At 73.3% G+C, this 1,998-nt stretch carries 4 protein-coding genes; 3 read left to right on the forward strand and 1 reads right to left on the reverse strand.

Features of this window, described 5'->3' with window-relative positions; translation table 11 throughout:
• Positions 1 to 576: AraC family ligand binding domain-containing protein (locus D1643_RS10725; RefSeq protein WP_160710599.1), on the reverse strand; the 576-nt coding region annotated here is incomplete at its 3' end.
• Between the two features lie 560 nt (positions 577 to 1,136).
• On the opposite strand from D1643_RS10725, the gene D1643_RS10730 reads away from it, so the two are divergent.
• The 3 genes from D1643_RS10730 to D1643_RS10740 all read left to right on the forward strand — a co-directional run bounded on the left by D1643_RS10730 (position 1,137) and on the right by D1643_RS10740 (position 1,942).
• A complete protein-coding gene (locus D1643_RS10730) occupies positions 1,137 to 1,424 on the forward strand; it encodes a response regulator transcription factor (protein WP_160710600.1) in 288 nt (95 codons plus the stop codon).
• Positions 1,412 to 1,672 carry a hypothetical protein gene (locus D1643_RS10735; protein WP_160710601.1) on the forward strand — a complete coding sequence of 87 codons (261 nt, stop codon included), beginning with the start codon at positions 1,412 to 1,414 and terminating at the stop codon, positions 1,670 to 1,672. The genes D1643_RS10730 and D1643_RS10735 overlap by 13 nt, the downstream gene beginning before the upstream one ends.
• Positions 1,673 to 1,753: 81 nt before the next feature.
• Positions 1,754 to 1,942: a hypothetical protein gene (locus D1643_RS10740; RefSeq protein WP_160710602.1), complete on the forward strand. Its 189-nt coding sequence runs from the start codon at positions 1,754 to 1,756 to the stop codon at positions 1,940 to 1,942.
• The last annotated feature ends 56 nt before the right edge of the window (positions 1,943 to 1,998 follow it).

The raw sequence follows: 1,998 nt of genomic DNA on the forward strand, positions 1-1,998 counted from the left end.
TGACGACGAGCCCGCCGGCGCGGCGCCGCGCGGCTGGCCCCGGAGGCTGTCGCCGGCCGGCCGCCTCTCGGCGCTCCGTGGTGCGCCGAGGTCTCCCGCCTCCTCGCGCAGCGCGCCGAGCAGCAGGCAGAGCGTCTCCTCCGCCAGGGCCTCGTCGCCGGCCTCCAGCGCGTCGAGCGCCCCGTCGGCGAGCCGCCCCAGCCCCTCGTCGCGCAGCACCGGCCCGCGCAGCCGTACGTCGCGCGCGCCCGTGAGCTCCTCGACCAGGCCGCGACCCAGGGCCACGCTGTCGTAGGCGAGCGGCTCGGCGCCCTCCTGGGCGCAGCCGTGGACATCGCCGGGGTTGAGGACGAGCAGGTCCCCGGCGCGCAGCGCGAGGTCCTCTCCGTTGCAGGTGAGCGCCCGCCGCCCCGCCCGCACGGCGCCGATGACGTAGGCGTCGTGGACGTGCGGGGAGAAGGGCCGCGAGAAGGCCTGGTAGCGCCGCAGCTCTCCGTCGAGCGCGCCGCAGCGCGCCGCGCGCCCGTTCGTCCCCGACGCGCCCCCGGCGCATCCGGGCTCGGTCTCTCTGGTCATGGCGCTATCCCTCCTCCGCTGGTTCGAGCGTCTTATGCTACGCCTTCGCCCGGCGGCGTCTTGAATGATATTGCGCGCGGCGCCTCGGCCGGCGTGGGGGACGGCGCGTCATCGCGAAGGTGACGGAAGTGAAAGGCGCGCGCAACGGGGGCGCAAGGGGCGCGGCGTAGAGTGGGGAGCATGAAAAGAGGGCCGTCTGGGCGGCTCGCGGAAAAGGAGGATGCCATGGACAAGATGAACGCCATCACCCGGTCGCTTACCGATAGCGCCGCCTTGTTCCTCATGCTGGTCACCGCGTTTCTCGGCGGTGACGAGGCCTACGTCTAGGCCGGCGGGGCGGGGTGAGCCGGGCGCGCGGGCGGCCGGCGCGGGCCGACCGGAGGCGCGCCTGCTTTGCATCGGCTCTCGCACAGCGTTGACCTGGGGAAAGATGATGCATGCCCCAGTCGGAGCCGTGAGGGGGAACGGCTCGATTCCGGTCGCAGCGCGCTCCGCGCCCCGCGCTGCGCTGGCCCCTGGCGGTTGGCGCGGGGCGCAGGCGTCGTAGTATGATGGGCGCCATGAGGCTCGGAGACGGCATAGCGCGCGGCGCGCGCATCCTGGTGGTGGAGGACGACCCCTCCCTCAACGGCGTGGTCTGCGCCTACCTGGGGAAGGCGGGCGCCCGGTGCACCACGGCCTTCTCGGGCACCGAGGCGTTCCTGCGCCTGGAGGGGGACGCCCCCTTCGACCTGGTGATCACCGACCTCATGCTGCCGGGCGCCTCCGGCGAGGAGGTGGTGGCCCGCGCGGTGGGGCGCGGGGTGCCGGCCATCGTGCTCTCGGCCCGCCCATCGTGGTCATGCTGACGCCGGCCATGGTGACGCTCGCCATCAACACGGGCATCGATCCTCTGTGCGTGATCATGACCATGTCCATCTGGGCGCAGATCACGTTCCTCATCCCCGCCATCGACGCGCTCTACCTCATCACCTACCAGCGCGGGCACTACAGCATCTGCGACGTGCTCAAGTTCGGCGTGCTGCTGACCATCGCGCTGCTGCTCGTGTTCACGGCCATCCTGCCGCCGCTCGTGTCGCTGGCCGAGGTGCTGTAGGAGTCGTCGCGCCGAGGGCATTCGCGCGCCGTTCGCGCGCGGGTGCCGCTATCCGCCCTGTCAACGGAAGGGAGGGCCGCCGTGCCTGACTGCTACATCTGCCTGCCCACGTGCGACAACTGTCGCCCCAAGATGGTGACCTGCCCCGCGTGCGGCCGCCCGACCCTCATCGACCTGGAGAGGTGCCCGCTGTGCCACGAGGCGATCCCCGAGGAGGCGCGCGACGAGGCCTGGGCCGCCTGGCACGCGGCCCGCGCCGCCGAGGGGTAGGCGCACGTGCAGCCTGCGGCCTGGTGCGGCGCGCGTGCGGGTGCCGGGCGCCGGGC

The organism is Enterorhabdus sp. P55 (assembly GCF_009911695.1).
Classification (GTDB): Bacteria; Actinomycetota; Coriobacteriia; order Coriobacteriales; family Eggerthellaceae; genus Enterorhabdus.

Excerpts from the sequence above, each read along its gene's own strand:
- D1643_RS10730 (WP_160710600.1), top strand. The coding sequence starts at position 1,137 with ATGAGGCTCGGAGACGGCATAGCGCGCGGCGCGCGCATCCTGGTGGTG.